This is a genomic window from Mesorhizobium zhangyense (assembly GCF_011045115.1).
In the GTDB taxonomy this organism is placed as follows: domain Bacteria; phylum Pseudomonadota; class Alphaproteobacteria; order Rhizobiales; family Rhizobiaceae; genus Mesorhizobium_M; species Mesorhizobium_M zhangyense.
This window is the reverse complement of the sequence record NZ_JAAKZG010000002.1, coordinates 18,773-45,490: the sequence shown is the minus strand read 5'-3', so window position 1 is coordinate 45,490 and position 26,718 is coordinate 18,773. Positions and strand designations below refer to the sequence as shown.

The following is a 26,718-nucleotide window of genomic DNA, read 5'->3' as shown; positions in this document are numbered from 1 at the left end:
TCCATAATAGACTATAATTGGGAAACATCGTCCCACCTATGGATACAATGTTCGATCTCAACGATATCGTGGTATTCGCTCGCGTCGTCGAGGCAGGCAGTTTCACTGCCGCCGCGCGCCAGCTCGGCATGCCCAAGACGACGGTCAGCCGCCGCATTGCAGCGCTTGAGCGTGAGGTTGGGGTGCGCCTGCTTCAGCGCACGACGCGAAGCCTCAACATGACCGATGCGGGTCGTCTCTACTACGAACAGAGCAGTCAGGCGCTGCGGACAATCGAGAATGCCAATCTGCAACTTGCGGAAGCGAGGGTTGAACCGTCAGGCACGCTTCGCATCTCGGCTCCTGTCGGCTTTGGCAGTTCCTTTCTTTCCAGCGCCGTATTCGATTTTCTCGCAGCCTTTCCGAAAACCAGGGTCGAGTTGCGCCTCACCGACGACACGCTAAATCTGGTCGAGGATGGGATAGACCTCGCTTTCCGCACCGGGATACTTCCGGACTCAACGCTGATTGCCCGCAAGCTCGGCTCCACGCACAGGGTCCTGTGTGCCAGCCCGGACTATCTCGCGCGCTGCGGCGTGCCGGCTGTGCCGGAGGATCTCGCTCATCATCACTGCGTCATCGCCGGCCCGTCGACGTCCAGCGCTCATTGGGTGCTGGACGGACCGCACGGTCAGGAAACAGTCGCGGTATCCGGGCGCTTCGCGGCCAATGAAATGCAGGCCGTCGTTGCCGCAGCGATTGCGGGCTATGGCATCGCCCTATTGCCTCACCGGATCGCCGAGGCATCCATCAGGGATGGGCGGCTGCGCCGCATCCTTGACGATTACGCGACACCAGTTGGCGGCCTTCATGTCGTCTATCCCAGCAGCCAGCACCTTTCGCCGCTGGTCAAGGCATTCATAGAGCTTGCCGCCAGGAAGATAAGCGCAGGCGCCGGCGAGAACGACGAGGCCGCGGCTTGAAAGAAAGCCTTCAGCAGATCAGCTGCGAGCGGATTGCCACCTGGCCTATGAACAGTTCTGTCCGTGCAGGATCAGACACGCCCCACTCACTTCGCCGCGATTTCCACCGGCATCACGACCTTGTCGGTCTTGTCTTCCTTGGGACGGTCGATCGGCATCTGGTCGCCGGTGACAACATAGTAGATCGTCTCGGCGATGTTGGTGGCATGGTCGCCGATGCGCTCGATGTTCTTGGCGCAGAACAGCAGATGCGTGCAGGGCGTGATGTTGCGCGGGTCTTCCATCATGTAGGTGAGGAGTTCGCGGAACAGCGACGTGTACATGGCGTCGATCTGGTTATCGCGGGCGCGCACGAATTCGATGCGCTCCACCGAGCGCGAGGCATAGACGTCCAGCACTTCCTTGAGCTGCGTCAGCGCCAGTTCGGCCAGCGCCTGCAGGCCGCGGAACAGGCTGACCGGCTGGCGGCCCTCGGAGACGGCAACAACACGCTTGGCGACGTTCTTGCCGAGATCGCCGACGCGCTCGAGGTCGGCCGAAATGCGGATCGCGCCGATGATTTCGCGCAAATCCCCTGCGACGGGCTGGCGCTTGGCGATAAGCACGATCGACTTGTCGTCAATCTCACGCTGGGCTTCGTCGAGGATGGTGTCGTCGGCGATAACCTTCTTGGCCAGCGCTGCGTCCGCATTGACGAGTGCCGCGATCGCCTGATCGACAAGGCGCTCTGCCTGGCCGCCCATCGCCGCAACCTTGCGGGTCAGGTATTTCAGCTCGTCGTCATAAGCACTGACAATGTGGTGCGACTGCATGAAGGTCCATCTCTCTTCGGAACCGCCAAATCATGATCCCTGAATCCATGCATATAGGCTAACGACATGACGGAAAAAAGAAAGCTTGGATTGGCGGCACGCTGACGCCACAATTCGGGCTGATAGCGCCTGCGCGAGGGGTCCGGAACCATCGTCTCCAACGAGCAGCTGCTATTTTGGCCGGCGCGCGAAGTGGTCCATGCATTCCCGTGACGTCCATCCTCCTAACTGCAAAAGGCCGCGCGGTGCTCCAAAGCACGATCACAAAGCTCCTTTCCTCCCGCAAGAACCGCGCGCAAGTTCACACGGCTCTTCACCTTCTCAACGCGCGCGGCATAGCCGTCGTCGGCGTTGCCTGCGTCGTGGGGGCGCTGGCGGCGGTGACCGTCACGGCAATGAGCTGGATCGTTCAGGAGATGCACTGGCTGCTTTTCGGCCTGGAGCGCGGCGCGCGGCTGTCGGCCATGTTCTCGCTATCCAGCTCTTCCCAGGCGCTGGTGCCCGTCATGGGCGGCGTGCTGCTCGGGTTGACGATCGCCTATCTCCGGCGCCGGCAATATCGCACGCCGATCGATCCGATCGAGGCCAATGCGCTCTATGGCGGAAGGCTGTCGGCGACGGACACCGCCATCGTCGCGGTGCAGACGATTATCTCGAGTGGCTTCGGCGCGTCGGTCGGGCTGGAGGCGGCCTATACCCAGAGCGGCTCGGGGCTGGCGTCCCGGCTGGCCAGCTTTCTGCAGCTGCGCCGCAATGACGTCAGAATACTGGTCGGATGCGGTGCTGGCGGCGCGATTGCGGCTGCCTTCGGCGCGCCATTGACGGGTGCGTTCTACGGTTTCGAGCTCATCATCGGCGTCTACTCCGTCGCCAATGTCGCGCCGGCGATGGCTGCGGCCGTCACCGCCTCGCTGACGGCGAGCTATCTTGGCGGCGCGCAGTTTCCTATCGAAGTCGGCCCGGTGCCGGCGATGACGGCGCTGCAATATCTGCCCTATCTGCTTCTCGGCTTTCTGGCAGGAGCCGCGTCGATCGCCATCATGCAGTTGGTGACGCTGGTGGAGCGAGGTTTTTCGCGGCTTTCCATCGACGCCGCGCTGCGTCCGGCGATCGGCGGGTGCCTGATCGGCGCACTCGCGTTGATCACGCCCCAGGTCCTTTCGAGCGGCCATGGCGCGCTGCATCGCGAACTGGCGATGAATTATGGCCTCTACGTCGTCGCCGAGCTTTTCGTCCTCAAGCTGATCGCTTCCGCCGTATCGCTGGGTTCGGGATTTCGCGGCGGCCTGTTTTTCGCCTCACTGTTTCTGGGCGCCCTGCTCGGCAAGATCTTTGCCGAGGCGATGATCTTCCTTTTGCCGCAGACCGGGGTCGACCCGATGATCGCGGCCGTTGTCGGCATGACCTCGCTCGCCGTCGGCGTCGTCGGAGCGCCGCTGACCATGACATTCCTGGCGCTGGAATCCAGCGGCAACCTCGCCCTCACTGGCGTCGTTCTGGCGGCGTCGATCGTGTCGGCGGTGCTGGTGCGCGAAACCTTCGGTTACTCCTTCTCGACCTGGCGGTTCCACCTGCGTGGCGAAACGATCCGAAGCGCCCATGACGTGAGCTGGACCCGCAACCTGACCGTCGAGCGCATGATGCGCGAGGACGTTCGCACCTTGCCCGACACGACGACGATCGAAGAGTTCCGCAGGCAAGTGCCGCTGGGTGCCGCGCAGCGCGTGATCGTCACCGATGCCGACAAGAAATACGCCGGAATGCTGCTTGTCGCCGAGGTCTACGCCCTTGATGCGGGCAACGAGGCCGAGGGTGCGTCCATCCGCACGTTGGCGAAATATCAGGACACGCTTCTGGTGCCGTCCATGAACGTCAAGGCAGCCGCCGACATCTTTGCCCGCTCGGGCAGCGAGGAATTGCCGGTGGTCGACAATTTCTCGAACCGCCGGGTGGTCGGGCTTTTGACCGAAGCCCACCTGCTGCGACGCTATGCCGAGGAACTGGACAAGGCGCGCAAGGATCTTTCAGGCGAAAGCTGAGCAGCCTTTGGCAAAGCTCGCCCGCCCTAACTTTCAAACCGGACAAAAATTGACAACATCCGAAACAAAAAAACTTTGCGTGACAGCGCCGCAATAGTTCTAAATTACCGATTTACATCGTTAGATTCATAGATATAGCTATAGTTACTCATGTTGCGGACAGGCAAACGCACCGAGGAACGGCAATGCTGAATGCACACAGCGAATTGCTCGATTTCATCGAGCGGGCGGAGAGACATCCAAACCTGTCCCTCCTCGTCAACGATTTCTCACAAGTCATCGATCGGCAAGGCTTCAACGCGTTCATCATGACCGGCCTGCCTTCGGCCGGCATCGACGTGGAACCGATGGTCATCGCAAACCATTGGCCGGAAGCCTGGTCCGATCGTTACCGCGAGCAGGTGTATTTTCCCGACGATCCGGTCTCGAAATGGTCGATTACCAAAGACCGGCCTTTTCATTGGCGGGAAGCCTGGGACGCATTTCCCGTCACCAAGCGCGTCCAGCAGCTGAACGGCGAGGCCGCTGCTTTTGGCCTGGTCGACGGCATTGCTTTCCCCTTGCGGACTGCCAGAAGGTGGCAGGCGGTTGTCTCGCTTGCCAGTCACCGCCGGATGGACATCGACAAGAAAGACGAAGGCCTGCTCTATTGCGCCGCCGTCTATTTCCAGATGGCCGCGAATGACCTGGCGTCGAAGAAAGCTCCTCCGCCTCCATCCCTGAGCGACAGGGAGCAGGAAATCCTGAAATGGGCGGCTGCCGGCAAGACCGCCTGGGAGATATCGACCATCCTCAATATTTCCGAGTCGACAACGCGCACCCACCAGCGGCACATCAACGCGAAGCTGGATACCGCCAATACAACCCAGGCGGTTATGGAAGCAATCAGGCAACACATTATTCACGTGTAAATTGCCGGTCAATCATCGATTCCGATGATAGCTGACAGGCCCGTTACGGTTCATCCTTCTGCGAGAGAATCAACCGCAGGGGGTAGTAGCCGTGCAGATCCACGTCGTAAACGCCGCAAACCGCCACCTCTATGTCGCCGAGCTCGAAGACTTCTTTCGCGCGCGCCACGCCATCTATGTCGAAGAAAAGCAATGGCGCGACGACGATGGCAGCGGCATGGAAATCGACCAGTTCGACACCGACGAAGCCACCTACATGATCGGGATCGTTGACGATCAGGTCATGACCGGGACCCGGCTTCTGCCGACCACCGAACCGCATATGCTGAGCGAGGTGTTTCCGCACAGCTGCAATTTCACCGGCGTCCCCAGGCAACCGGACGTCGCCGAATGGACGCGCGGCTTCATCGTCCCTTCCTTCCGCGAAAAAGGCCACGGCCCGATCAAGGGCCAGTTCTGCGGGACGGTCATGGAGTATTGCCTGAATGAAGGCATCAGCCGCATCGGCGGCATTCAGGATCTGTATTGGCTGCCGCTGTGGAAGCGGTTCGGCTGGACGGTGAGACAGATCGGAAATCCTATTCTGATCGACGACCGCTGGTGTGTCGCCGCCTATTTCGACGTCACGCCGGAAGCGCGCGACCGCGCGCTCGCCAGGGGCAATCTCGACCATTCCATTCTGGTGCATCGCGGCCCCTACGAGCCGTTCATGCAGCAGTATCGCACCAGCCGTACAGGAGGCGCTCGTGCAGCTTAAAATGGGACAACACGAACACGGGGGGCACCCGGTGCGGCATCGGAACGGATCTCGGGCAGCACTCGCCAACACCAGCCATAACGACGATCTGGTGGTGCCCGAAATCCCTCGCAAGGAATATTTCGCTCAGTTCATGAGCGAACTACGAAAGGAGATGCAAGCAGCCCGCGCAGAGGAGGCGCGGCTGCTTCAGGCGGACAAGGCGCATATTTCCGGAGGCGGCAGCCTCCGGAAAACGCCGAGCGGTACGGACTACATCCTCTGGGGCAGGATCGGCACAGGCGGTGTGCCCGATCTGCTGAACCGGATCGACGACGACATAGAGAGGTGCCGCGAGCCGGTCATCATTACCGGCACGGCCTTCTCCACCCGATACCGGTTCAGCCGCTGGCTTTTGCGCAATGGCCACATCGCGCGAGCCGATCTCGGCGAAGATGGCCTGGTGGTCGCGAAATCGGCTTAGCCCGAGAAGGAAATAAATCGCGTCGCGCGCCACTGGAGGCGCGGCGCGATAGACAGGTTCGGCCTCCCCGGACATACCGCACGTCCGGCGGCGGATATCATTCCGCCGCCGGAAAATGCACGGTGAAGGCCGCACCCTCGCCCAGCTTCGAGCGGATCGACAGGCGGGCGTTGTGACGGGTCAATATATGCTTGACGATGGAAAGGCCGAGGCCCGTGCCTTTCTGCGAACGGCTGGTTTCCACGTCCACCCGGTAAAAGCGCTCGGTCACGCGCGGAATGTGCTCTTCGGGAATACCGGGACCGAAATCCTGGATCGTGACCGTGGTTTCATGCTCGGCATTCGTGTCCGGGCCGCCGATCGAGACGACGACACGGCCACCCGACGCGCCATATTTGCAGGCGTTTTCCAGAAGGTTCTCGAAGACCTGGAACAGTTCGTCGCGATCGCCCAGCGCCTCGAAGGCCCCCGTGGGGAAGTTGCGCTCGACGGTGACGCCGGACTCCTTCGCCAGCAGGCTGAGGGAATCGATGACGCTTTCCACCACGCCGCGCAGGTCGACTTTCACGCCGGGCCGCAGATGCGACTTCATCTCCAGCCGCGACAGCGACAGCAGGTCGTCGATCAGCCGGGCCATGCGCGCGGTCTGGTTCTGCATGATCTGCAGGAAATGATCACGCGCCTTGGCGTCGTCGCGCGCCGGGCCGCGCAGCGTCTCCACGAAGCCTGAAATCGAGGCGAGCGGCGTGCGTAGCTCATGGCTGGCATTGGCGATGAAATCGGCGCGCATGCGGTCGATACGGCGCGTCTCACTCTGGTCCTTGAACACCATGACATAGAGGCCGGTACCCCTGCCGACGGCGGATGCGGTGACGCGAAAGACGCGTTCGATCGGCACGCGCTCGATGAAGTCGATCTGCCGCGACGCGGCATGGCCGAACAGCACGGCCTGTATCATCTCCTGCATTTCCGGCGCGCGGAATTTCAGCAGCAGCAGGATGCCCGGGCGCAGCGCTCCGAAAGCGTTGACGGCGGCATCATTGGCATGGACGACCGCGCCAGCGCCGTCGAATACGATCAGCGGGTCGGTGACGGCGGCCGCCAGGTTTTCGCCCGAGAGGCCGCGCGTGCCACCATTGGCGGTCTCCTCTGCCTCGGTCGTGAGAAGCCCCGCCGTGCGGCTGGGCGCAAGGCCCGCGACGACGATCAGCGCGCCCACCACTGCAGTGACCGTCCGGGTGTCGCCGCCGGCCCAGATGTGGACGGCAAGCACGGCTGCGATGGCTGCGGCCAGCATCCAGCGATTCTGGCGGAACCGGTGGGCGACCAGCCGCATCGCGCGGCGTATCCATAGTTCGCGGCCTTGATCGCTCATGCGAAAATCCCGTGATGCCTGATACTTGGATGTAAAACTTCACGCTGGACCAGTCTGGCCGCACCCAATAGCATGAAAGGGAAACCAAGAAAGGTTTGTCGAAATGAAAAACGCCGACGACGCGCCTGAGACCGCAGCAGCCAAGGAAACCGCAGGTCTCACACCGTTGAAACTCAGGATCGGCGGCAAGGAGCGTCTCTTCGACATCAACAATCCCGAATTGCCCGACTGGATCGACAAGAAGGCCTTGCGTTCGGGCGGCTATCCCTATGACGACAAGATGCCCTCCAAGGACTATGAAGAAACGCTGGAGCGGCTGCAGATCGAACTCGTCAAGCTTCAGGCCTGGATGCAGGCGACAGGCCACAGGGTGCTGACCCTTTTCGAGGGGCGTGACGCCGCCGGCAAGGGCGGGACGATCAATGCGGTGCGGGAATATATGAACCCGCGTACGGCCCGCAACGTGGCGTTGACCAAGCCGACCGAAACCGAGCGCGGCCAATGGTATTATCAGCGCTATGTGCTGCATTTCCCGACGGCGGGCGAGTTCGTCACCTTCGACCGGTCCTGGTACAACCGCGCCGGCGTCGAGCCGGTGATGGGTTTTTGCACGCCCGAACAGCACGAGCATTTTCTGGAGGAAACGCCGCGCTTCGAAAAGCAGATCGTGCGTGAGGGCATCCATTTCTTCAAGTTCTGGCTGGATACAAGCCAGGAGGTCCAGCTCAAGCGTTTTCACGATCGCCGCCACAGCCCGCTGACCAACTGGAAGTTCTCGCCGATGGATGTCGCCGGCATCAGCAAATGGGACGCCTATACCGAAATGCGCGACCTGATGGTGAAGCGGACTCACACCTCCGAGACACCGTGGACGATCGTAAAAGCCAACGACAAGCGGCGGCTGCGTATCGCTGTGATCCGCCACATTCTTCTCGCGCTGCCCTATACGGGACGCGATCTCGACGCCATCGGCAAGCCTGACAAGAAGATCATCGGCGAAGGGCCGAAGTTCCTGAAGTGAAAGCTCGGCAACTCATCGGCAATGCCGGGTGAGAGACTGTTTGATAACTCGCCCTGCCGAGGCATATGGCGTGGTTTTCGAGAACCGGAGCGGAGCGTACATTTAGGTACGTGAGCACCGGAAGCGCAGAAAACTGCGTCAGATGACCGGCAGGGTAGAGTTAGCAAGCGGTCTCGCTTCCCGGTGCGGCGTCTTGTGCCAGTGATGCGGCCGCTTCCACAGTTCGTAGACGGAGCACCATGCCGCCAGCGACAGCATCAGCCAGTAGACCGGCGTCATCAGGCAGACCTTCCAGAACCCCCGGCTCTCGCGCTCGTTGAGTGTCATTCGGCCAAGCACCATGAAGGATGCGTAGCCAAGCACCACGGTGATGGAGTCGAACGCCAGCAGGCCCCATTGCCAAAGGCTCAGCGGAATGCCGCCGCTGACCTGAACGGTCAGCACCAGCGCCGACAGGATCAGGAACGGGTGCATCAGCGCCGACATGACCATGCCGGCGAACAGGATCTGCGCCATGCAGAACGAAGCGAAAGGCACTTCGCGGGCGAGCCTGACGGGATTGCGCATATGGACGAACCAGGTCTGAATCCAGCCCTTGAACCAGCGTTCAGGGCTGTCTACGGGCTCCGCTGGTATCGGGCATTTCTCTCCAGGCTTTCGGGTAAAGGCTTGACTTGACTCTATGTTCTCATTTTGTTCTTATGGAGTCCATGCCTTACAGGAGGTCCCGCCATGGACCACATTGTCACGCTTGATGCTCGGCAAGAGGCAATTTTGCAGACCACCGCCGAGAAATTCGTTCGTCTGCACGGCGGCGACATGATGAAAGCCCTGAAGGAACAGATGGTCTTGAACGCACACCTTCAGGAAAAGCTCGACCGCCAAGACCGCAAGCCAAAACCGCTGGTCTGAACCATGTCGGACGAAAACCACACGGTCGGGCAACCGGCTGCCCCGAGGCAGATCGAGAACCACATTTGCGACCATAGCAGCGGTTGCAAGAAAGTCGCGCCGTTCGGCGTGAACACCCGGTACGGGACCCTCTGGTATTGTTCCACCGAACATCGCGAAGAATCAGAGAAAGACAGGGTTCCGGGCTTTTAGGAAGGGGTGAGACAATGTCGATCACAATCCATATCCCAGGTGCAAAACCGGATGAAATCGTTCGAGGCCTCCTTGCCGCGCAAGCGGTGTTCGACACGGCCGGCGTGACACCGCTTCAGGCAGCAGAAGCAGATTTCGACATGGAAGGCTGGGATATTCAGGGCTTCCAAGGAGAAGCACCAGACAATTCCGATATCTGTGACGTCTGGCGCGAGGCAGACTTGGCTGCCGTTTTGGCCTGCTGCGAAGGGTGGCCGAAGGATAAAGTTCCCGCTACCGCCGAACTGGAATTGTCAGACCTCAACTTGCGTGACTCGCCGGCCGCTCGGAAATGAGCGACAACGTCCTGCCACAGCAGAAAGCGCCGAAGCTGATCGTCGTCATGGCGTTCGACCGAGACGAGGAAGGCGAGCTTCAGCCGGCGTTCGATCCAATGGAGCAGCAGACCGAGGACCGCGCGATCAGAACGGCGAAGGGACTGGCGGGAAAGCATGCCGGTGTCATCGCCTGGAGCCGAGAGGCAAACCCGACCGTCGGAGAGTATGGCGAGCCCACGACGCTGTTTATGGCCGGCGAAGTGCCGGACATGGAGTGAAGCCCGCCGTCGCGAGGGCAGCGAAGGCGGGCTCTATGCCGCCGGGGAGTGAGTGAACGCCGGCAGCTTGCCGCTCCTCGCATAATCCCAGACAGTAGCGGCACGACGCTAACGCTCGCCTTGCGGCAATGTTCCCTGCAAATTCACTGGCACGGCAGGGGATTCAGTGATTATCTAATCGGGTGGCTGGGTCCGCCGGCTGCATTGGCCGGTGCGGCGAATGGAACCCTCGCCGTGCCGGCCTCTTATGGGAGATGTGGATAAATGGCGCGCGCGTTTCTCGATCACAAACTCGACTGCAAAACCTGCGGGACAATCCGCTTGGATATTCCTGAAGACGCTGGTGAAGACACTCCGATCCATTGCAGCACCTGCCACGGCTATCTTGGCACTTGGGGAGAGCTTCAGAGGGATTTCATTCATCAGTCTGGCGACGGCGTCTTCGACCTCGACCACGGCAAGATTCAGCAGAAATAAAGCTCTCACAATCGCGGGCTTTCCATCCGCCGCAATTCGCGGCGGACCTCCTCCTCAGCAACCCCGACGAGCGCCTCGATATCGCTTAGATTTTCGCTGGGACCGGCAAGAACCAAAGCCATCCGCAGTTCGTGCAACGTATCTCTCGCGTTTTGCAACGTGATTAGTAGATGCTGCCTGCTTGTCATGATCCGTCCCTTCTTTCACCTCCAACAAAGTGACGGGTGGTCGGTTCCTAAATACCAAAAAAAACCGCCACCCCTTTCGGAGTGACGGGAAGCAGCTTGGCGATCGGGAAACCGCCTACGCTCGCTGCCTGAGCTTAATAAGGAGCCGCTGGCAGCCTGATTGCCTCAGTGCGCGGCACCCTGCAATCTCTTGACCATTCGCCGCCCTGGTCGCCGTTGTGACGTGGCAAGGTCGGCAAAAGCTCGGTGCGTGCGCCTTACCAGAGGTTCGCGCCGAAGCCGTTTAAAAAGAAATTCTTCGTTGATCTGGCCCGAAGCGAAAAGTGACATAGCCAGAGTAGCAATGTCCTTCGCGTCTTGGCCTCCGTAGCCAAGACCGTGCCAGTCGCAAGTCTTTTTGACCACACGGCACAGCATCTGGAGTTCTTCTGGACAAAAAATTGAATAATGTGTGTGCACGGCTTCCATGGCTCCCTCCCGTCTTTGGGGCGAAAGCATCTGTAATCACTCCCAGCCGCCGGTGCCCGTAGCAGTGGCCAGCGATTTACAAAGTATGCGCCGATTTCGAACCCTCGCAATTCAATTCTAAAAGACCAGTAATGCCAGCCTGTTGCCGCAGCGTAAAATAAACGTGCAAACGCAAAAAGACCCGCGCGCTCCGGTCAACGAACACGCGGGCCGGTCAATCCCCAAATTTGGGTACGCGAGAAACCGATCATTGGATTATCGAGCGCAACCGCGCGCTCGCCTTGCTCGGACCGGATGCGAACCCCAATTCTGGCCCGGCGCATCACGTTTGTGCCATAGTCAAGACGCACACCTAGAACTTGCCGGATCAGGAAGGCGAAGCGTCAACAGGCCCGCCACGAAGGCACAAAAAAACCGTCCGGCACCTTTCAGCGACCGGACGGAATAGCTTACGATTGGAAACGCGGGCGTCACGTTCGGCACGGCTAGTGCAGAGTTCCCTTGCCTGTGTTAATTGGCGGAAATGAACTGGACCCGCACAATCACAGCGTTGGCCCCGGTAGCTTTTGCCGGGGCATGGGCATTCTTTATCTTGGTTGGGTATTTTTACACGTTCGACAACAAAGCAAAAATGCTGTTTTCAACGGCGTTTATTATACTTGCAGTGCTTTGCAGTATCTTATTAGCCTTTCCAGCAGGCACTCCGGGCAAGTTTCCCTACTTTTTGTTGATTTTCGCTCCACAGGTCTACATCGTGCCAATAGCGGCATATGCCATCACGGTGAGATATTTTGCCTGGAGCACATATCCGTCCCTGCTGGGAAACTTCACTCTTGCGATCTGTCTTTTTGGGCTGCTCTGGACTTCGCAGTTAATGGTAGTTCTTGAAGAGCCGAGCTAGTTCGGACTTGCAGTCCGAGACGGCGTTCAGGCAGGTGGCGGACGAAACCAACCCAGGATTTTCGTCACCGATTCCCAGAACATGGACTGCCCCGACTGCAATGCCGATCGTGGTTATGGCGAGCCATTTCGTCACCTTTCCGAAGCCAACAATCATGCGGATAATCGGCAGGCCGGTCTTGATGGTGGCGATATCATCCGGGCTGAGTTCTGAAAGGAACTCGCGCGTTTTCGTCGGCAGTTCCACCATGCAGCGAGCCGGCTCTTGATTTTCGTCCATGCTCAGGGCTGCCAATCGCACCACTTCACGCCCCTACCTTTGTACTGAGAAATGCCCTCCGCTCAGAGAAATGTTGCTATATCGTTGCTTCACACTGAATACGGCGTGCGAATCTTATAATATAGTATTGTCATATCAATGCTTTAGGTAAAATCTTGAAAGTCTGAATCCAGCCCTTGAACCAGCGTTTGCGCTGGGCGAGCCAGGTGTCGAAATCTTCCGGCCCGTCCTCGCGCGTCGGGCATGACAGAGTGTCGGCCCGGTAGCCGAAACGCGCCAGCCGCAGGCCAAGATCGGCATCCTCGGTGACGTTGTAGGGGTCCCAGCCACCGACTTCTTCCAGAGCCGACCGGCGAAAATGATTGGACGTGCCGCCGAGCGGCAGAACGAGCCTGTGCGCGGCCAGCCATGGCAGGAGCCGCCGAAAAAGACCGGCATATTCGAAGCCGAACATGTTCGAGATGAGGCTTGCCCGGCGGTTCGAAATCTCGAGCGGCGCCTGAAGGCAAGCGAGTTCCGCGTCTGCTGCCGCGAACCTCTGCCAGGCCTCCATCAGCTGCATCGGGTGCGGCCTGTCTTCGGCATCGTAGAGCACCACGAACTCCCCGCTCGTCAGCGGCAAAGCATAGGCAAGCGCCTTCGGCTTGGTGCGCGGCAATGACGCCGGCACCGACACCACTTCGACGTAGCTGCGCAGCGGGTGAGCCCGGATCGCCTGGATCGTCGCCTTGTCGTCCTCCTCGCAGACCAGCTTGATCTCCAGCTTGCTGCGCGGCCATTGCAGCTTGCTCAGCGCGACCAGAAGCTGCGGCACGACCTCCGCTTCGCCGTGGAGCGCGACGAGCACCGAATAGACCGGCATCTTGGGAGACAGCGCAACTGACGGTTTCTGCGGCGGTCGCTTCTCGAACCAGAAGGCAGCGGCAATACGCAGTGCCACGCAGGCCAGGAAAAATACCGAGAACAGGACATGCAGCAGGACGAAAAAAGCCGTCGATCTCAAAAGCAGTGCAGTCGGCACGGCGACCGCGAAGGCACCCAGAAAGAAAGCCTGCCAGGCGCTCAGCACACTGCGCGCGGAGCAATCGGGTCGCTGATCGGAGAGACCGGTCAGGGCGCGTTCGGTCAGTATCTTGCGCGATCGCCGCAACACAGCCTGCCGCAGAACCGCAGGCGCCACGATCCGCGCACGGCGGGAAAGCTCTCCACCACGAATGCGTTGCAGTTGTTTCCACCCAGCCAGGTCAGGCGCTATGAGGAGGACTATGCGGCCGAAACCGTCCTCGATCCGCGCCGCGCCTTTTGCCGGCGCCTGTCGCAGCATCGTCAGCGCCTGCTCTTCCCCCAGCATCAGGCTGTGCGGATTGATCCTGGCCTCGAACTTCATGCCAAGCTCGTCAGCAATGGCGCGATAGAAGGCGACTTCCGTGACAAGGCCGGACACCAGAATCTCGGCCTGGAAGGTCGTGCCATTGACGCCGGCGCGCGAGGCGATGACAACGCTGTCGTCGAAGGAAATGCCCAGCCGATCGAGCACCGGCCGCCATTCCGCCACTTCCGGCAGCACGAGAGCCGCGAAAAGACTTATGCTGCCGTTCGCAGCTCCAATGTGGAATTCGTCGTCAGGCTGTTCGGCCTCATGAAAAGGAAATCCGCTGGGACGCTCCGATTCTAGCGCAGCCATCGAACACCGGTCCGGATCTGCAGATCGCCCGCGCCGAATTCACAACGCGCGCACAAATCCGGCAGCCTGCTCAACGCAGGCGAGCCAAGCCTCTTGCCGCAGAAACCCCGCGTCGGCACAAAATGCGCCATCGCAACACCCCCATGTTGCAATCCCCGCGTGCATTAATGCACATCCCGACGCCTCCCGCCATGGCAAAAAAGCAAGTGCTAATTTATTAGCCAGCCAAATGAGATGAGGCCTTTCCACAATGTTTTTGCCTGCCGGCCAAGGGAAGGGTAAATGTCTACGCACTTGTTCGCATTACTAGGCGTTTCATGAAACCACGTTCGATCCTGATGGCCGTTTGTTGCGCGCTGATAGCGCTGAGCGCACCGGCGCGGGCAGCCGGACCCGATGTTCCGGTTTTCTGGGACACCAAGGAGCGCTTGCCCAAGCCGGACCTTTCGACGCTTGAGAGGCTTCGCTTCCTGACCACCACCGATTTTCCGCCGTTCAACTTCCTCGATGGAAACGGCCGGCTTTCGGGCTTTCATGTCGACCTTGCCCGCGCCATCTGCGCCGAACTCGATATCGCGGCGAAGTGCCAGATCCAGGCCCTGCCCTGGGGCGAACTCGACGCGGCGCTGCAGAAGGGCGACGGCGAGGCGATCGTCGCCGGCGTTGCCGTGACGCAGGAAAACCGCGCGAAATATGCGTTCTCGCGGCCTTACCTGCAATTTCCGGCACGTTTCATCATGCCGAGATCATCCGCCGTCGCCGAGCCGATCTACGCCAAGCTGGAAGGCAAGCGCATCGGCGTTCTCGCCGGCTCTGCGCATGAACGCCTGCTGCGCAGCTATTTCCCCGACGTGAAGGCGGTGACCTATGCCAAGCAGGAATGGCTGTTCGACGATCTCAAGGCCAACAAGCTCGACGGCGCTTTCGGCGACGGCATGCGCTTCGGCTTCTGGCTGGGCGGATCGGAAGCCGCGGGCTGCTGCCGCTTCGCCGGCGGGCCCTATCTTGCCCCGGAATATCTCGGCACCGGCCTCTCAATCGCCACCAAGGCAGACAATCCGCAACTGGCGGACGCCCTGAACTATGCGCTGCATGAAATATCGGTGAAGGGCATCTTCGCCGAGTTGTATCTCCGCTATTTTCCGGTCAGCTTTTACTGAAGCGTCCTGATGCCAGTCCATCCACGCGATAGCGCGCTCGGCGGCAGCTGGCGGGTTCCGATAGCTCTAAACCGAAGCCAGAACCCTATGTTCGGCATGAGCAACTGGGATCGGCGAGGCACTTCTTAGCCTTGTTGGCCAATCGTTCGCTCTCCTCAACCAACGGAGCGTATTGCGCGAGAAATTGGTCCATCTCGGCAACATACGCGGAGTTCACTTTCTTCGCCTGAAGCTCCTCTAGCCTGTTCTTCCGGGCAAGGTCGATTTTCCATTTATTTTCGCGCACATAACCAGCCTCCCTGGCTACAACCTCTTTCAGAAGCCCTGCCGGCATACATGATTTGCTACCGGAAGAGTTTGAATTGTTTTTGTCTTCGTACTCAGTGCACTTCTTGACCTTGATATTCTTCTTGGAAATCGGTTTTGTGCTGAATAGGCTTTCCGGTTCAGCATTCGAATTTCGAAGAATTGTCGTGTTCGGCGTTGAATCCAAATAGTACTCAACCTTCGAGCATGCGTTTGCGCTGCTGTGAACGGTAATCTCAGCAGAATAACTTGGCTTTGAACCGCCAGAGCTTTCAATACTTATTGAACCCGTGCACGAGCCGACAGGCTTGTCGAAATTGCATTGTGCCGCTGCTATCACCTCGGATGGCAGGAAGGCTGCAAGAACAACGCCGAGAAAACCGATCGAAACCACTGCTTCTACCGTGAAGTGTCGTCGCGACATCAAAGCCCCCGCTCGCCAGCGCAGATGCGCCTGAATTGTCGTGGAACCTTGTGCACAGAATTGCGGCGGCCGAACCACCCAATTGGAGGGTGAGGTGCGGCAGCAGATTCGTTATCGTCACGGCGCAACGGGCATCCCAAGCAACGCGCCAGGTGGGACCCTATATTTGTGAGGGGATGTTTCTTGCGACTGCTTCTTTCTGCCGTCTATTCGGCTTTCATGGTTGTTTCGTCATGGTCGGTCGCTGCCGCTGCCGATTGTGATTTCAACAAACGGGTAGGCGCCTGCAAAGCGAAGATCGAGATCAGGAGTTCGACAGGCTCGAAGGGCAGCTACTCCGCTGAAATCATCGTTCGCAGTTCTGCTCCGACCTGCTCCAAGGTCGACTACTATCTGGACAACACGCCCCAGCGCGCCATCCTGAAAGGAGGCAATGCAGAACCCGAAAGCGTCTTCGGCACGCGTCCAATCTCAAGAAAGAATTTCAAGGTCGAAAAATGCGCTGCGTTTGAAGATCGCCAGAATGCCGCGCAGGGCGGCCAACAACAAGGACGTGAGGGTTCGAAGTCCTTTGCAGGAACCTGGCACGGTAAGGTCGGCTGGATGATGCTCTCCGCCCCGATGACGCTGAACCTCAGGATCAACGGGAACTCGGTCTCGGGAAACTCTTCGTCACCCAACGGCCAATCCTACGAGATCCAGAACGGCCGGGTTTCGGGAAACACCGTCTCCTACACCTACCAGCAGCCCTCCGGTGACGGCGAGGCCAGCGTCCGAATTACGATGAAGTCTGCAAACAGCATATCGTATTCCGCCTCGGCAAGCGGCGTAACCATGTCGGGGACTTTGCAACGCCGGTAAACAACTCATGAGGCATCGCGCCCTGACCTGAACGGCAACGCCAGCAGCCAGCCAAGCCGCGACGGCTTTTCGTCGCGCCACTGCTCCAGGCCGATCGCCATGCCGTCGTGGCCGCGCTTCGGCGGCTGGCCGACATAGGTTTTGAACAGGCGATCCCAGAACGAGAAGTTGAAGCCATAATTGGAGTCGGTCTCGGGCCGGTCCGTCGAATGATGGACGCGGTGCATGTCCGGCGTGACGATCACCTTGCGCAGCCAGCGATCGACTGAGGGTGAAATCCGCACATTCGAATGGCTGAACATCGACGAGCCGTTGAGCACGATCTCGAAGACCAGCACCGCAAGTACCGGCGCGCCGAGCGCTATCACCACACCGGCCTTCCAGATCATGGAAAGCAATATCTCCAGGGGGTGAAAGCGCAGGCCGGTGGTGACGTCGAAACCAGTGTCGGCATGGTGAACGCGATGGATGCGCCACAGGACCGGCAGCTTGTGGCTGGCGACATGCTCCAGCCAGACCGCAAAATCGAGCGCGACGAAGGCGACGATGCCGCCGAGCACCCCGTCGAGGCCGGCAGCGCGCAAAAGCCCCCAGCCTTTCGCCTCGGCAAAGGCTGCCGCACCGACGGCTGCAGCCGGAAAGATCACACGCAGCACGAGCGACGAGATCACTACAAGCGAAAGGTTGGCGAACCAGCGGCGCGATTTCAGCGCGCCGGCCATTTCCTGCCGTTCCAGGCGCGGCGACCACAGTTCGAACAGCGCCATGGCCAGGAAGATCACCAGGAAGGCGGCCGTGCGGACGAAGGCCTCGGAAGCAGCGATCTCGCCCATCACCTGCTGCCGGTCACGTCAGCATGCGGTGGCGTGCCTTGGTCGCCCATTCGATCGCCGAGATCATCTTTTCCTCGATGCTGAGATGACGCCGCAGAAGCTGCAGCACGCGCACCTCCTCCAGCCGCATTTCGAGATCGACGGCAGCGACTTCGAGCGCGGCGGCGTAGGCCGTGTCATGGAGGCGCTGCGGAATGGCCTTGGCGGCGGCCGAAAGAACGCCGTCCAGGCCTTCCTGCTCATGCAACAGCTTCTGGCAATCCTGCGAGATGCGGACGAGCTTCTGGTCGTTGAAGCCTTCGAACACCGGCCAGGAGCGAACCACGTCGCCGATGCGCGCAAGTTCGAGATCGGTCATGTCGCGATCGGAGGCGGAGGTGACGACCATCAGGTAGATCAGGGCTTCATGGGCGGTTGGGCCGGGCATTTGCTGTCCTTGGGCTTGCGATGGGCTTCGAAGTTAGGAAGGCGCCGGCTCGACCGCAAGGAAAAACGCCCGCAATCGTTGACGCTTCCTGCCGCGCGCCTTAGAGCAGGCATCGCCGGACTGTGCCGGCAAATTATGCAGGAATGGCGACATGACGGGATCAAACATCATCGATCTCAACCCCGAACTTCTGGCGGCCGCGACAGAAAGCAAAGCCTGGCCGTTCGAGGAGGCGCGCAAAATCGTCGCGCGCTACAAAGGTCGCGAATTCCCCGAAACAATCCTGTTCGAGACAGGCTACGGCCCGTCTGGCCTGCCGCATATCGGCACTTTCGGCGAGGTGGCGCGCACAACGATGGTGCGCCACGCCTTCCGCGTGCTGACGCAGGACAAGGTCAAGACCAGGCTGCTGTGCTTCTCCGACGACATGGATGGCATGCGCAAGATCCCCGAGAACGTGCCGGACCGCGCCGCGCTTGAGCCGTATCTGCACATGCCGCTGACCGCCGTGCCGAACCCGTTCGGCGGCGACTATGCCAGCTTCGGCGACCACAACAATGCGATGCTGCGCCGCTTCCTCGACACCTTCGGCTTCGACTACGAATTCGCCAGCGCCACCGAATATTACAAGGCCGGCCGTTTCGACGCGATGCTGCTGCGCGCGGCTGAACGCTATGACGACATCATGAAGGTGATGCTGCCGACGCTGGGCGAAGAGCGCCAGGCGACCTACAGCCCGTTCCTGCCGATCTCGCCCAAGAGCGGCCGAGTGCTCTACGTGCCGATGAAGAACGTCGACGCCAACGCCGGCACCATCACCTTCGATGACGAGGACGGCCAGGAAACCACCCTGCCGGTAACCGGCGGCCGCGTGAAGCTTCAGTGGAAGCCCGATTTCGGCATGCGCTGGGCCGCCCTCAATGTCGATTTCGAGATGTTCGGCAAGGACCACCAGACCAATCAGACCATCTACGACCGCATCTGCGTCATCCTTGGCGGACGCGCGCCGGAGCATTTCGTCTACGAGCTGTTCCTCGACGAGAACGGCCAGAAGATCTCGAAGTCGAAGGGCAACGGCCTGACCATCGACGAATGGCTGACCTATGCGCCGACGGAGAGCCTCGGCCTCTACATGTTCCAGCGCCCGCGGCAGGCGAAGAAGCTCTATTTCGACGTCATTCCCAAGGCAGTGGACGAATATTACGCCTTCCTTTCCGCCTATCCGAAGCAGGAGTGGAAGGAGCGGCTGGGCAATCCGGTCTGGCACATGCATGACGGCAACCCGCCCGCGATCGACATGCCGGTGACGTTTGCGCTGCTGCTCAACCTCGTCAGCGCCTCCAACGCCGACAGCAAGGACGTGCTGTGGGGCTTCATCTCGCGCCACGCGAAGGATGTCACGCCGAAGTCGCATCCCGAACTCGACCGGCTGGCCGCCTATGCGGTGCGCTATTTCGACGATTTCGTGAAGCCGACGAAATCCTTCCGGAGCCCGGACGAGGTGGAGAACGCGGCCCTTCAGGCGCTGTCGGATGCGCTCGGCCAGTTGCCGGCGGATGCAAGCAGCGAAGCGATCCAGAATGCATCGCTCAACGTCGCCCGCAAGATCGAGCGCTATCAGGATCATTCCAAGCAGAGCCCGGAAGGCGGCCCCGGCGTCTCTGTCGCCTTCTTCCAGATGATCTATCAGGTGCTGATCGGCCAGGAACGCGGCCCGCGCTTCGGCTCCTTCGCAGCACTTTACGGCATAGCCGAGACGCGCGCGCTCATTGCAAAGGCGCTTGCTGGCCAGTTGGCGGCGTAGGAGCCGGCGGGAAGGGTCCGGGAGCTACCGGAACCGTTTCCTGTGGCTCGACCGGCATAACCGGTGACTCATCCGGCGGCGGAAGCGGCGCCGGCAAGGCACTTGTGGTCGCGGGCGAAAGCGTCACGCTGACACGGGCCGGCGGCGGGCCGAATATGCCCTTCTTGTCCGACTGGGCTTTTTCGCCGGCCTCCGCATAGGGACCGCCGATGGCGGCGCGCGCCCAGCCATTGGCCACCAGCCACGCGCCGACATCCTCCTTGCCGACGCGGCAATCGGCAGAAATGACAGTGCGGTCCGGCTCGGGCGGAACCGTGCAGGTGACGGCGCGGCCGCGCAGCCAGGAACGAAACGCGGTGCGCGCCCGCGCGCCGCAGGGCCACGAGGTCCCTTCGAAGCTGCACTCGTCGCTCGCCGGCACCGGATCGACACCGGCAATGGCGATAGAATAGCCCTTGGCCTCGATCTGCCCGGCCGAACTCGCCACCGGCTGGTAGAGCGGCGTGCCCTTCCAGTCTTCGGGGGCCACCGGCTTCGGCGGCTTGGGCGGCAGCGCGAGACCGAGCTGGCTCAGCGGCTCGCGCGGCGCGATGCGTTCCAGCTCGCCTGATTTATTCGACGGCGCGGCATTGTTTTCCGGCGCAGGTGTTGGGGATTCCGGAGCGGCCGGCAAGATGCTGTCATCGGCGGGTGCTGTCTGCTGTGGATCGTCGTTCGGGGAAGCATCGTCATCCATCGGCGGAATATCGGTCTCGTCCGGGACCTCGATGCTCGACGGGTCAAAGCTTGCTTCGTTCGAGGTGATCGCGTGCCCGCCGGCAATGATGGCGAAGCTCAGGCCGAAAAGTGCCGCGACCGTCAGCGCGAATATGCCGGGACGCATCAACCCGGCACCCTACTGGCTCGCCCAGACGATGCGGGCCAGCCAATCGACATCGCCCATCGCTATGTTGCGGACCGGGTGCTCCGGGTTGATCGACAGGAGCTCGATTTCCTGGGCGCTGCGGCGCACCAGAACCTTGGCCATGACCTCGCCGGACTGCGTCTTGACGACGACGCGGTCGCCCTTGCGCACCATGGCCCCCGGCTCGACGATCAGCACATCGCCATTGCGGTAAAGCGGCAGCATGGAATCGCCCTGCACCTGCAGCGCATAGGAATTTTCGGTCGACTGCGCCGGCAGTTCGATGAGATCCCAGCCCTGCCCGGCCGGAAAGCCGGCATCGTCGAAAAAGCCACCGGCACCGGCCTGCGCGAAGCCAAGCAGCGGCACCGAGGATTTCTGCACCGGCAGCGGCCGGTCATCCTTGGAGCGGCCCTCGACCAGCCCGAGAAACTCATCCAGCGAGGAATTGGTCGCCTCGATGATCTTGGCCAGCGACTCGGTCGAAGGCCAGCGCGGCCGGCCGTCCGCAGAAGCACGCTTCGACTTGTTGAAGGCGGTGGAATCCAACCCCGCCCGCTTCGCCAGCCCGGAAGCCGAGAGCGAGTAGCGTTCGGCCAGCGCATCGATGGCGGCCCAGACCCGGTCGTGCGAAAGCATCGTCATGGTCCCGAAACAGGAAAAAATACCTCTACGTTCTAACGCGGGTGCGAGAGGTTGTCCAGAAGCGACGATAATTATCAACCGCCGCCTCAGCCCTTCTTCGCCAGCGAACGCAGGCCGGCGTGGGATTGCATGAAGATGCGCTCAGCTTCGTTCGGTGCACGCGCTTTTGCCTCGCTTCCTAGAGCGGCAATCACCTCATCGATTTCGAGGAAGCGGCGGTTGCGGGCGTCGTAGACGCCGGCGGTCGTCAGCACCAGCGCTGCGGTGACGCCATTGTCGAGGATGAATTCGTGGCGGCCGATGACCTGCGTGCCCTCCCAGGTCTCGACGGTCGAGACGACGTCGAACTGCCGCCACAGCCTGATCTCACGCACGAAGACGGATTGCAGCCCGCCCATCATCGGCGCCCAGCTATTCTTGCGCGCCAGCCCGATCAGGCCTGCGCGCAGAAAGATGTCGATGCGGCCAAGATCGGCCAGCATCATGTAGCGAGCATTGTTCAGGTGCATGTTGGTGTCGATGTCAGTCGGCAGGCAGCGGAAGCTCAGCCTGCTTTCGTCACCCATGCGGTAGATGCCGCGGCGACGCGCCATCACCGCGGTTTTTATAAGCCGTGCCCAGACATACATGCTTTTCGCAGAAAGCGGCCGTCAGGCCGCCTTCTTCGCCTCCGCCTTGGCATAAGGATCGAAGCGCTCGTAGAACGTCTCGCCCTTCTCGGCCATGTCATGCAGCAGCTTGGGCGCCTTGAATTCGGCGCCGTATTTCTTCTGCAGCGATTTGGCGAGCTTGACGAACTTTTGGGCGCCCATGCCGTCGATATAGGACAGCGTGCCGCCGGTGTAAGGCGCGAAACCGAAGGCGAGGATGGAGCCGACATCGGCCTCGCGCGGGTCGGTGACGATGCCCTCTTCCATCACGCGCGCCGCCTCCAGCGCGATCACCACGAGGAAACGCTGCTTCAGCTCCTCGAAGTCGATCTTGTCCGGGTTGCGCTGCTTGTAGAGATCCTTCAGGCCCGGCCACAGCTTCTTCTTGGCGGGCTTTGCCGGATAGTCGTAAAAGCCCTTGCCGTTCTTGCGGCCGAAGCGGCCATGGTCGTCGACCATGGTGTTGATGAGCTTCATCTGCTCGGGATCGACGGCCTTTTCGCCAAGATCGCGGATGGTCTGCTTCATGATCTTCTGGGCAAGGTCGACTGCCGTCTCGTCGGTCAGCGCCAGCGGGCCGACCGGCATGCCGGCAGCGCGCGCGGCATTTTCGATCATAGGCGCCGGCACGCCTTCGATCAGCATCTTGAAGGCTTCCGACATGTAGCGCAGCACGCAGCGATTGACGTAGAAGCCGCGCGTGTCGTTGACGACGATCGGTGTCTTCTTGATGGCGCGGACATAGTCGATCGCGACCGCAAGCGCCCTGTCGCCGGTCTTCTTGCCGAGGATGATTTCGACCAGCAGCATCTTGTCGACCGGCGAGAAGAAATGGACGCCGATGAAATTCTTCGGCCGCTTCGAATTCTGCGCCAGCGCAGTGATCGGGATGGTCGAGGTGTTGGAAGCGAAGACCGCCGCGGGCTTCAGCACGGCCTCTGCCTTTTCGGTGGCACCCTTCTTGACTTCGGAATCCTCGAACACCGCTTCCACGACGAGATCGCAGCCGTCGAGATCGGCATAATCGGCCGTCGGCGTGATCAGCGAGAGCAGCCTGTCCTTGTCTTCCGCCTTGGCGCGGCCCTTCTTGACCTGATCGGAAATCAGGCTTTCGGAATGGGCCTTGCCCTTGGCGGCGGACTCCATGTCGCGGTCGAGCAGTACCACCGGGATACCGGCCTTGGCGGTGACATAGGCGATGCCAGCGCCCATGAAGCCGGCGCCGAGCACGCCGATCTTCTTGAACTTGGTCGGCGCCACGCCCTCGGGGCGGCGAGCGCCCTTGTTGAGTTCCTGCAGCGACACGAACAGCGAGCGGATCATCATCGCCGCTTCCGTCGTCTGCATGATTTCGGTGAAATAGCGCTGCTCGATCCTGAGCCCGGTGTCGAACGGCACCAGCAGGCCTTCATAGACGCATTTCAGGATCGCGCTGGCAGCCGGATAGTTGCCATAGGTTTCGCGGCGCAGGATGGCGATCGCCGGCGGCCAGAGATTGGCACCGGCAGCCGAATAGACCGGGCCGCCCGGCAGCTTGAAGCCCTTCTCATCCCACGGCTGGACCGGCTTCAGGCCGTTCTTGATCATCGCCTTGGCGGTTTCGATCAGTTTTGCCGGCTCGGCGATCTCGTGGATCAGGCCCATGCCCTTTGCCTTCTGCGGCGAAAGGTTCTGGCCGGACGTCAGCATCTGCAGAGCCGACTGCGGGTCGGCCAGACGCGGCACGCGCTGGGTGCCACCCGCGCCGGGGAAGATGCCGACCTTCACCTCGGGCAGCGCCATCTTCACCTTGTCCGAATCGGCGGCAACGCGGCCATGGCAGGACAGCGACATTTCGAACGCGCCGCCCATACAGGTGCCGTTGATGGCCGAAACCCAGGGCTTGCCGGAAGTCTCCAGCTTGCGGAACAGCGCGCCCATGCGGCCGGCAGTGTCGAACAGCAGTTTTACCGCCTTGTCGTGGTCCTTCGCTTCTTCCTCGTGGAACAGCGTCAGCATGCGCTTCAGCATGGTCAGGTCGGCGCCGCCGGAAAAACTATCCTTGCCCGACGTGATGACCGCGCCCTTGATCGCCGCGTCGCCTGCGACCTGGTCGATGATCTTGTCAAGTTCCTCCATCACCTCCTCGGTGAAGACGTTCATCGATTTTTCCGGCATGTCCCAGGTGACGAGTGCGATGCCGTCAGCGTCGGTTTCGACCGTGAAATTTGTGTAGCTCATGTTCTTCCTCCCGGTCAGACGCGTTCGATGATCGTGGCGGTGCCCATGCCGGCGCCGATGCACAGCGTCACCAGCGCGGTGTTGAGGTCGCGCCGTTCCAGCTCATCCAGCACCGTGCCGAAGATCATCGCGCCGGTAGCACCCAGCGGGTGACCCATGGCGATGGCGCCGCCATTGACGTTGATCCTGTCATGCGGAATGTCGAAAGCCTGCATGTAGCGCAGCACCACCGAGGCGAAGGCCTCGTTGAGCTCGAACAGGTCGATGTCCGAGATCTTCATCTTGGCGCGCTTCAACAGCTTTTCCGTCACGTCGACCGGACCGGTCAGCATCAGCACCGGCTCCGAGCCGATGTTGGAGAAGGCGCGAATGCGGGCGCGCGGCTTCAGCCCCATCGACTTGCCGGCCTTCCTGGAGCCGAGTAGCACAGCCGCCGCGCCATCGACGATGCCGGACGAGTTGCCGGCATGGTGGACGTGGTTGACCTCCTCCACTTCCGGGTGCTTCTGCACCGCGACCGCGTCGAAGCCGCCCATTTCGCCGGGCATGACGAAGGACGGGTTGAGCGAGGCCAGCGACTGCATGTCGGTGGACGGGCGCATATGCTCGTCACGGTCGAGGATGGTCAGGCCATTCTGGTCCTTCACCGGAACGACCGACTTCTTGAACCAGCCCTTTTCCCAGGCGTGTGCTGCGCGCTTCTGGCTTTCCACGGCATAGGCGTCGACATCATCGCGCGAAAAACCGTACTTCGTGGCGATCAGATCGGCCGAAATGCCCTGCGGCACGAACCAGCCGGGAAAGCCGACCGAAGGGTCCATGAACCAGGCACCGCCCGACATGCCCATGCCGACGCGCGACATCGATTCCACGCCGCCGGCAATCACGATATCGTCCGCGCCCTGCGCGATCTTGGCTGCGCCGAAATTGATGGCATCGAGTCCGCTAGCGCAGAAGCGCGAAATCTGCATGCCGGGCGCCTTGGTGTCATAACCGGCCTCAAAGGCGGCAGCGCGCGGAATGACCGAGCCCGCCTCGCCGACCGGATCGACGCAGCCAAAGATGATGTCGTCGACCGTGCCGGTGTCGAGATCGTTGCGGTCGCGCAGCGCCTCCAGCACTTTCGCGCCGAGCCTTACCGCCGGCACCTCATGCAGCGAGCCGTCCTTCTTGCCGCGTCCGCGCGGTGTGCGCACGGCATCATAGACATAAGCGTCAGCCATCTTTTTTCTCCCAGTGTTTCAGGATCAGCGCGTCAGAGGCTGCGCGCGATCAACAGTTTCATGATCTCGTTGGTACCGCCATAGATGCGCTGCACGCGGGCGTCGCGGTACATGCGCGCGATCGGATATTCGTTCATGTAGCCATAGCCGCCATGCAGTTGCAGGCATTCGTCGACGACCTTGCCCTGCAGGTCCGACAGCCAGTATTTCGCCATGGATGCCGTTACCGGATCGAGCCCGCCATTAATGTGACGCTCGACGCAATTGTTGTAGAAGACGCGGCCGATGGTGACTTCGGTCTTCAGCTCCGCAAGCTTGAACTGGGTGTTCTGGAAATCGAGAATCGCCTTGCCGAACGCCTTGCGCTCCTTGACGTAGTCGATGGTCAGCGCCAGCGCCCGTTCGGCCATGGCGATCGCCGTCGTGCCGATCTGCAGGCGTTCCTGCGGCAGTTGCTGCATGAGCTGGACAAAGCCCTGCCCTTCCTCGTGACCCAACAGGTTCGAGGTCGGCACGCGGACATCGTTGAAGAACAGTTCCGACGTGTCATTCGACTTCAGGCCGATCTTGTCGAGGTTGCGGCCGCGCTCGAAACCTTCGACCTCGTCTGTCTCGACCACGATCAGCGACGTACCCTTGGCGCCCTTGGCCGGGTCGGTCTTGGTGACGACGATAATCAGATTGGCAAGCTGGCCGTTGGTTATGAAGGTTTTTGAGCCGTTGATGCGGTACTGGTTGCCATCCTTCTCGGCGCGCGTCTTGACGCCCTGCAGGTCGGAGCCGGCGCCGGGCTCGGTCATGGCAATGGCGCCGATCAGTTCGCCGCTCGCCATCTTCGGCAGCCACTTTTTCTTCTGCTCTTCCGAGCCGTAGTGGAGGATGTAGGGCGCGACGATCGAATTGTGCAACGCTATGCCGAAGCCGTCGACACCGACATGGCTGATCGCCTCGATGATGGCACTCTCATGGGCAAAGGTGCCGCCCGAGCCACCATATTCTTCCGGCATCGAAGCGCAAAGCAGGCCGTTCTCGCCGGCCTTCTGCCAGCTTTCGCGGTCGAAAATCTCGGCCTTCTCGAATTCGTCGTAGCGCGGCGCGATCTCGGCATCGAGGAACTTCGACGCCATGTCGTAGAGCATGGCCACGTCCTCGCCGGCCCATTCGGGCTTCGGCAGGCCAAGCACTTCTGCGGGATTTGTTGCCATCAAACGGGACCTCCCATCCC

The 26,718-nt window shown here is 61.0% G+C and carries 30 protein-coding genes; 14 read left to right on the top strand and 16 right to left on the bottom strand.

The annotated features are described in order from the left end of the window. Positions 1 to 47: 47 nt before the first annotated feature. A complete protein-coding gene (locus G6N74_RS03850; protein ID WP_165115619.1) occupies positions 48 to 962 on the top strand; it encodes a LysR family transcriptional regulator in 915 nt (304 codons plus the stop codon). An 86-nt stretch (positions 963 to 1,048) separates the two neighbouring features. Here the strand turns inward: G6N74_RS03850 and phoU are convergent, their stop codons facing one another. Beyond that, the gene (gene phoU / locus G6N74_RS03845) at positions 1,049 to 1,774 is read right to left on the bottom strand and encodes a phosphate signaling complex protein PhoU (RefSeq protein WP_165114594.1); all 726 of its coding nucleotides are present in this window, start codon (positions 1,772 to 1,774) and stop codon (positions 1,049 to 1,051) included. Between the two features lie 245 nt (positions 1,775 to 2,019). Between phoU and G6N74_RS03840 the strand changes: the two genes are divergently transcribed. The 4 genes from G6N74_RS03840 to G6N74_RS03825 all read left to right on the top strand — a co-directional run bounded on the left by G6N74_RS03840 (position 2,020) and on the right by G6N74_RS03825 (position 5,944). Then, positions 2,020 to 3,813, top strand: coding sequence for a chloride channel protein (locus G6N74_RS03840; RefSeq protein WP_312857829.1), 1,794 nt, complete (start codon positions 2,020 to 2,022; stop codon positions 3,811 to 3,813). A gap of 185 nt (positions 3,814 to 3,998) precedes the next feature. After that, positions 3,999 to 4,724 carry a helix-turn-helix transcriptional regulator gene (locus tag G6N74_RS03835; protein ID WP_165114591.1) on the top strand — a complete coding sequence of 242 codons (726 nt, stop codon included), beginning with the start codon at positions 3,999 to 4,001 and terminating at the stop codon, positions 4,722 to 4,724. Positions 4,725 to 4,815: 91 nt separating this feature from the next. Continuing rightward, the gene (locus tag G6N74_RS03830; RefSeq protein WP_165114588.1) at positions 4,816 to 5,481 is read left to right on the top strand and encodes an acyl-homoserine-lactone synthase; all 666 of its coding nucleotides are present in this window, start codon (positions 4,816 to 4,818) and stop codon (positions 5,479 to 5,481) included. A 31-nt stretch (positions 5,482 to 5,512) separates the two neighbouring features. Beyond that, positions 5,513 to 5,944, top strand: coding sequence for a hypothetical protein (locus tag G6N74_RS03825; RefSeq protein ID WP_165114585.1), 432 nt, complete (start codon positions 5,513 to 5,515; stop codon positions 5,942 to 5,944). Between the two features lie 97 nt (positions 5,945 to 6,041). Here G6N74_RS03825 and G6N74_RS03820 read toward each other — a convergent pair whose 3' ends face one another. Beyond that, on the bottom strand, positions 6,042 to 7,319 hold the full coding sequence (locus G6N74_RS03820) for an ATP-binding protein (RefSeq protein WP_165114582.1): 1,278 nt from the start codon (positions 7,317 to 7,319) through the stop codon (positions 6,042 to 6,044). 103 nt (positions 7,320 to 7,422) lie between these two features. On the opposite strand from G6N74_RS03820, the gene ppk2 reads away from it, so the two are divergent. Continuing rightward, on the top strand, positions 7,423 to 8,340 hold the full coding sequence (ppk2, locus tag G6N74_RS03815; RefSeq protein WP_165114579.1) for a polyphosphate kinase 2: 918 nt from the start codon (positions 7,423 to 7,425) through the stop codon (positions 8,338 to 8,340). Positions 8,341 to 8,478: 138 nt separating this feature from the next. Here the strand turns inward: ppk2 and G6N74_RS03810 are convergent, their stop codons facing one another. Then, entirely contained in the window at positions 8,479 to 8,907 is a 429-nt protein-coding gene (locus G6N74_RS03810; RefSeq protein ID WP_165114576.1) for a hypothetical protein, read from the bottom strand. A 165-nt stretch (positions 8,908 to 9,072) separates the two neighbouring features. Between G6N74_RS03810 and G6N74_RS03805 the strand changes: the two genes are divergently transcribed. The 4 genes from G6N74_RS03805 (at position 9,073) to G6N74_RS03790 (ending at position 10,516) form a co-directional block, all read left to right on the top strand. Beyond that, positions 9,073 to 9,252, top strand: a complete 180-nt coding sequence (locus tag G6N74_RS03805; RefSeq protein WP_165114573.1) for a hypothetical protein — start codon at positions 9,073 to 9,075, stop codon at positions 9,250 to 9,252. Between the two features lie 206 nt (positions 9,253 to 9,458). Continuing rightward, entirely contained in the window at positions 9,459 to 9,779 is a 321-nt protein-coding gene (locus tag G6N74_RS03800) for a hypothetical protein (protein WP_165114570.1), read from the top strand. Next, positions 9,776 to 10,039, top strand: coding sequence for a hypothetical protein (locus G6N74_RS03795; RefSeq protein ID WP_165114567.1), 264 nt, complete (start codon positions 9,776 to 9,778; stop codon positions 10,037 to 10,039). The genes G6N74_RS03800 and G6N74_RS03795 overlap by 4 nt, the downstream gene beginning before the upstream one ends. Before the next feature lie 264 nt (positions 10,040 to 10,303). After that, the gene (locus tag G6N74_RS03790) at positions 10,304 to 10,516 is read left to right on the top strand and encodes a hypothetical protein (protein WP_165114467.1); all 213 of its coding nucleotides are present in this window, start codon (positions 10,304 to 10,306) and stop codon (positions 10,514 to 10,516) included. A gap of 5 nt (positions 10,517 to 10,521) precedes the next feature. Here the strand turns inward: G6N74_RS03790 and G6N74_RS03785 are convergent, their stop codons facing one another. Together G6N74_RS03785 and G6N74_RS03780 are read right to left on the bottom strand one after the other, a co-directional pair. Continuing rightward, on the bottom strand, positions 10,522 to 10,704 hold the full coding sequence (locus tag G6N74_RS03785; RefSeq protein ID WP_165114564.1) for a hypothetical protein: 183 nt from the start codon (positions 10,702 to 10,704) through the stop codon (positions 10,522 to 10,524). Between the two features lie 165 nt (positions 10,705 to 10,869). Continuing rightward, a complete protein-coding gene (locus tag G6N74_RS03780) occupies positions 10,870 to 11,172 on the bottom strand; it encodes a hypothetical protein (RefSeq protein ID WP_165114561.1) in 303 nt (100 codons plus the stop codon). A gap of 523 nt (positions 11,173 to 11,695) precedes the next feature. On the opposite strand from G6N74_RS03780, the gene G6N74_RS03775 reads away from it, so the two are divergent. Next, on the top strand, positions 11,696 to 12,073 hold the full coding sequence (locus tag G6N74_RS03775) for a hypothetical protein (RefSeq protein WP_165114558.1): 378 nt from the start codon (positions 11,696 to 11,698) through the stop codon (positions 12,071 to 12,073). On the opposite strand, the gene G6N74_RS03770 is transcribed toward G6N74_RS03775, so the two are convergent. Then, positions 12,044 to 12,352: a hypothetical protein gene (locus G6N74_RS03770; RefSeq protein ID WP_165114555.1), complete on the bottom strand. Its 309-nt coding sequence runs from the start codon at positions 12,350 to 12,352 to the stop codon at positions 12,044 to 12,046. The two genes, G6N74_RS03775 and G6N74_RS03770, sit on opposite strands and share 30 nt — an antisense overlap. A gap of 130 nt (positions 12,353 to 12,482) precedes the next feature. Beyond that, a complete protein-coding gene (locus G6N74_RS03765) occupies positions 12,483 to 14,036 on the bottom strand; it encodes a glycosyltransferase family 2 protein (RefSeq protein WP_165114552.1) in 1,554 nt (517 codons plus the stop codon). A gap of 317 nt (positions 14,037 to 14,353) precedes the next feature. Between G6N74_RS03765 and G6N74_RS03760 the strand changes: the two genes are divergently transcribed. Further along, a complete protein-coding gene (locus G6N74_RS03760) occupies positions 14,354 to 15,196 on the top strand; it encodes an ABC transporter substrate-binding protein (protein ID WP_165114548.1) in 843 nt (280 codons plus the stop codon). Positions 15,197 to 15,281: 85 nt separating this feature from the next. Here G6N74_RS03760 and G6N74_RS03755 read toward each other — a convergent pair whose 3' ends face one another. Then, positions 15,282 to 15,926, bottom strand: a complete 645-nt coding sequence (locus G6N74_RS03755; protein WP_165114545.1) for a hypothetical protein — start codon at positions 15,924 to 15,926, stop codon at positions 15,282 to 15,284. Positions 15,927 to 16,109: 183 nt separating this feature from the next. Here G6N74_RS03755 and G6N74_RS03750 point away from each other — a divergent pair, with 183 nt between their 5' ends. Then, the gene (locus tag G6N74_RS03750; protein ID WP_165114542.1) at positions 16,110 to 16,787 is read left to right on the top strand and encodes a hypothetical protein; all 678 of its coding nucleotides are present in this window, start codon (positions 16,110 to 16,112) and stop codon (positions 16,785 to 16,787) included. 5 nt (positions 16,788 to 16,792) lie between these two features. On the opposite strand, the gene G6N74_RS03745 is transcribed toward G6N74_RS03750, so the two are convergent. Together G6N74_RS03745 and G6N74_RS03740 are read right to left on the bottom strand one after the other, a co-directional pair. Beyond that, entirely contained in the window at positions 16,793 to 17,620 is an 828-nt protein-coding gene (locus tag G6N74_RS03745; protein ID WP_165114539.1) for a sterol desaturase family protein, read from the bottom strand. Between the two features lie 13 nt (positions 17,621 to 17,633). After that, positions 17,634 to 18,047, bottom strand: a complete 414-nt coding sequence (locus G6N74_RS03740; RefSeq protein WP_165114536.1) for a tellurite resistance TerB family protein — start codon at positions 18,045 to 18,047, stop codon at positions 17,634 to 17,636. Between the two features lie 151 nt (positions 18,048 to 18,198). Here G6N74_RS03740 and G6N74_RS03735 point away from each other — a divergent pair, with 151 nt between their 5' ends. After that, positions 18,199 to 19,851, top strand: a complete 1,653-nt coding sequence (locus G6N74_RS03735; protein WP_165114533.1) for a lysine--tRNA ligase — start codon at positions 18,199 to 18,201, stop codon at positions 19,849 to 19,851. Here the strand turns inward: G6N74_RS03735 and G6N74_RS03730 are convergent. The 6 genes from G6N74_RS03730 to G6N74_RS03705 all read right to left on the bottom strand — a co-directional run bounded on the left by G6N74_RS03730 (position 19,814) and on the right by G6N74_RS03705 (position 26,698). After that, on the bottom strand, positions 19,814 to 20,734 hold the full coding sequence (locus G6N74_RS03730; protein ID WP_205826525.1) for a thermonuclease family protein: 921 nt from the start codon (positions 20,732 to 20,734) through the stop codon (positions 19,814 to 19,816). The two genes, G6N74_RS03735 and G6N74_RS03730, sit on opposite strands and share 38 nt — an antisense overlap. A 12-nt stretch (positions 20,735 to 20,746) precedes the next feature. Then, positions 20,747 to 21,394 carry a S24 family peptidase gene (locus tag G6N74_RS03725; protein WP_165114530.1) on the bottom strand — a complete coding sequence of 216 codons (648 nt, stop codon included), beginning with the start codon at positions 21,392 to 21,394 and terminating at the stop codon, positions 20,747 to 20,749. 92 nt (positions 21,395 to 21,486) lie between these two features. Further along, a complete protein-coding gene (locus G6N74_RS03720) occupies positions 21,487 to 22,029 on the bottom strand; it encodes a thioesterase family protein (protein ID WP_165114527.1) in 543 nt (180 codons plus the stop codon). Between the two features lie 21 nt (positions 22,030 to 22,050). After that, complete coding sequence (locus G6N74_RS03715; RefSeq protein ID WP_165114524.1) at positions 22,051 to 24,270, bottom strand: 3-hydroxyacyl-CoA dehydrogenase NAD-binding domain-containing protein; 2,220 nt, start codon at positions 24,268 to 24,270, stop codon at positions 22,051 to 22,053. Between the two features lie 14 nt (positions 24,271 to 24,284). Continuing rightward, positions 24,285 to 25,493: an acetyl-CoA C-acetyltransferase gene (locus G6N74_RS03710; RefSeq protein ID WP_165114521.1), complete on the bottom strand. Its 1,209-nt coding sequence runs from the start codon at positions 25,491 to 25,493 to the stop codon at positions 24,285 to 24,287. Between the two features lie 32 nt (positions 25,494 to 25,525). After that, positions 25,526 to 26,698 (bottom strand): acyl-CoA dehydrogenase family protein, encoded by a 1,173-nt coding sequence (locus G6N74_RS03705; RefSeq protein WP_205826524.1) that lies wholly within the window; start codon positions 26,696 to 26,698, stop codon positions 25,526 to 25,528. Positions 26,699 to 26,718: the final 20 nt, after the last annotated feature.

Coding starts and splice junctions, on each gene's coding strand:
- G6N74_RS03850 (WP_165115619.1), top strand. CDS start 48: ATGTTCGATCTCAACGATATCGTGGTATTCGCTCGCGTCGTCGAGGCA.
- phoU (WP_165114594.1), bottom strand. CDS start 1,774: ATGCAGTCGCACCACATTGTCAGTGCTTATGACGACGAGCTGAAATAC.
- G6N74_RS03835 (WP_165114591.1), top strand. CDS start 3,999: ATGCTGAATGCACACAGCGAATTGCTCGATTTCATCGAGCGGGCGGAG.
- G6N74_RS03820 (WP_165114582.1), bottom strand. CDS start 7,319: ATGAGCGATCAAGGCCGCGAACTATGGATACGCCGCGCGATGCGGCTG.
- ppk2 (WP_165114579.1), top strand. CDS start 7,423: ATGAAAAACGCCGACGACGCGCCTGAGACCGCAGCAGCCAAGGAAACC.
- G6N74_RS03810 (WP_165114576.1), bottom strand. CDS start 8,907: ATGCGCAATCCCGTCAGGCTCGCCCGCGAAGTGCCTTTCGCTTCGTTC.
- G6N74_RS03805 (WP_165114573.1), top strand. CDS start 9,073: ATGGACCACATTGTCACGCTTGATGCTCGGCAAGAGGCAATTTTGCAG.
- G6N74_RS03800 (WP_165114570.1), top strand. CDS start 9,459: ATGTCGATCACAATCCATATCCCAGGTGCAAAACCGGATGAAATCGTT.
- G6N74_RS03795 (WP_165114567.1), top strand. CDS start 9,776: ATGAGCGACAACGTCCTGCCACAGCAGAAAGCGCCGAAGCTGATCGTC.
- G6N74_RS03790 (WP_165114467.1), top strand. CDS start 10,304: ATGGCGCGCGCGTTTCTCGATCACAAACTCGACTGCAAAACCTGCGGG.
- G6N74_RS03785 (WP_165114564.1), bottom strand. CDS start 10,704: ATGACAAGCAGGCAGCATCTACTAATCACGTTGCAAAACGCGAGAGAT.
- G6N74_RS03780 (WP_165114561.1), bottom strand. CDS start 11,172: ATGGAAGCCGTGCACACACATTATTCAATTTTTTGTCCAGAAGAACTC.
- G6N74_RS03775 (WP_165114558.1), top strand. CDS start 11,696: ATGAACTGGACCCGCACAATCACAGCGTTGGCCCCGGTAGCTTTTGCC.
- G6N74_RS03770 (WP_165114555.1), bottom strand. CDS start 12,352: ATGGACGAAAATCAAGAGCCGGCTCGCTGCATGGTGGAACTGCCGACG.
- G6N74_RS03765 (WP_165114552.1), bottom strand. CDS start 14,036: ATGGCTGCGCTAGAATCGGAGCGTCCCAGCGGATTTCCTTTTCATGAG.
- G6N74_RS03760 (WP_165114548.1), top strand. CDS start 14,354: ATGAAACCACGTTCGATCCTGATGGCCGTTTGTTGCGCGCTGATAGCG.
- G6N74_RS03755 (WP_165114545.1), bottom strand. CDS start 15,926: ATGTCGCGACGACACTTCACGGTAGAAGCAGTGGTTTCGATCGGTTTT.
- G6N74_RS03745 (WP_165114539.1), bottom strand. CDS start 17,620: ATGGGCGAGATCGCTGCTTCCGAGGCCTTCGTCCGCACGGCCGCCTTC.
- G6N74_RS03740 (WP_165114536.1), bottom strand. CDS start 18,047: ATGCCCGGCCCAACCGCCCATGAAGCCCTGATCTACCTGATGGTCGTC.
- G6N74_RS03735 (WP_165114533.1), top strand. CDS start 18,199: ATGACGGGATCAAACATCATCGATCTCAACCCCGAACTTCTGGCGGCC.
- G6N74_RS03730 (WP_205826525.1), bottom strand. CDS start 20,734: ATGCGTCCCGGCATATTCGCGCTGACGGTCGCGGCACTTTTCGGCCTG.
- G6N74_RS03725 (WP_165114530.1), bottom strand. CDS start 21,394: ATGCTTTCGCACGACCGGGTCTGGGCCGCCATCGATGCGCTGGCCGAA.
- G6N74_RS03720 (WP_165114527.1), bottom strand. CDS start 22,029: ATGTATGTCTGGGCACGGCTTATAAAAACCGCGGTGATGGCGCGTCGC.
- G6N74_RS03715 (WP_165114524.1), bottom strand. CDS start 24,270: ATGAGCTACACAAATTTCACGGTCGAAACCGACGCTGACGGCATCGCA.
- G6N74_RS03710 (WP_165114521.1), bottom strand. CDS start 25,493: ATGGCTGACGCTTATGTCTATGATGCCGTGCGCACACCGCGCGGACGC.
- G6N74_RS03705 (WP_205826524.1), bottom strand. CDS start 26,698: ATGGCAACAAATCCCGCAGAAGTGCTTGGCCTGCCGAAGCCCGAATGG.